The organism is uncultured Campylobacter sp., assembly GCF_937890585.1.
GTDB lineage: Bacteria > Campylobacterota > Campylobacteria > Campylobacterales > Campylobacteraceae > Campylobacter_A.
Genome location: NZ_CALACG010000210.1, coordinates 1 through 1,039 on the forward strand (window position 1 = coordinate 1; position 1,039 = coordinate 1,039).

Below are 1,039 nucleotides of genomic sequence, written 5' to 3' on the forward strand. Positions count from 1 at the left end.
GCGCAAAAAGATAAAATTTTTGATGTATATTTTGAAGAGCTAAGAGCAAATGGCGGCGTTGCTGGGCGAAGTTTTAACAACTTTTTAGTTCAAGTTGATGGCAGCGAAGAGCTTCTTGGCACTACGCAAAAAGTAAAGATCACAAACCCAAAACGAATGGTTTTGTATGGCGAGCTGCAAATTTAAAAACACCCTTGAAAAGCTCGCCCTAAGTGTTGGCGTCTTTTTCATCTACATTTTGATGTGGCTCATTTTTCTAACCTGCAAAAAGAGCTACACTCCAAATTTCTTACCACAAAATGGCTGCGTCGTCGTCTTTTGGCACGGCAGACTTAGCTTTATGAGCTTTGCTTATAGGCGCTGGTGGGGCAGCCAAAACAGAAAACAAGGCAAGGTGATAATCAGCGACCACAAAGATGGCGAGCTCATCACCAGAATAATCAAATTTTTTGGCATCGGTACCATTAGAGGCAGCAGCTCAAAAGGCGGTGCAAGGGCGCTTATAGAGGCCCTAAGAGAGATAAAACAAGGCCACGACGTCATCATCACACCAGATGGCCCACGCGGACCAAGACACAGCGTAGCAGACGGAGCTGCAGTGATCGCACAAAAGTCATCTTGCGAAATTTATGCTCTAAATTTCGAAGCAAACTCATTTTGGGAATTTAAAAGTTGGGATAAGATGATACTTCCAAAGCCATTTTCAACTATAAATTTTAGCCTCTCAGCCCCTTTTAGCGTGGCAAATTTAGAGCAAAAAGAGGCAAAAGAGAAGATACAAAACGAGCTTTGGCAAGCCTCACAAAATGACGGCGGTAAGAGCGTGCTACAAAACAAAGAGGACTTTAGGTCAAATTTAAAAATTTGGTGGAAAAAATATGCGCATAAAAATCCGCAAATAAGCGACGAGATAAGAGAAATTTTGGACGAAATTTATGAAAAATAAAATTTCTATCTTTATAGCCATTTTCATAGTAGCTTTATTTGGGCTCTTTTTTTATAGCGACAACTCCTACAAGCTCGCTCTTGAAGCGAAATT

The 1,039-nt window shown here is 41.0% G+C and carries 2 protein-coding genes; both read left to right on the forward strand.

The genetic code is table 11. The features are described 5' to 3' along the window. The coding region (locus Q0296_RS06180; protein ID WP_366939723.1) for a TRAM domain-containing protein at positions 1-186 on the forward strand (186 nt) is incomplete at its 5' end. Further along, positions 167-946: a lysophospholipid acyltransferase family protein gene (locus Q0296_RS06185; protein WP_298038112.1), complete on the forward strand. Its 780-nt coding sequence runs from the start codon at positions 167-169 to the stop codon at positions 944-946. The genes Q0296_RS06180 and Q0296_RS06185, both read left to right, overlap by 20 nt. Positions 947-1,039 lie beyond the last annotated feature (93 nt).

Coding starts and splice junctions, on each gene's coding strand:
- Q0296_RS06185 (WP_298038112.1), top strand. CDS start 167: ATGGCGAGCTGCAAATTTAAAAACACCCTTGAAAAGCTCGCCCTAAGT.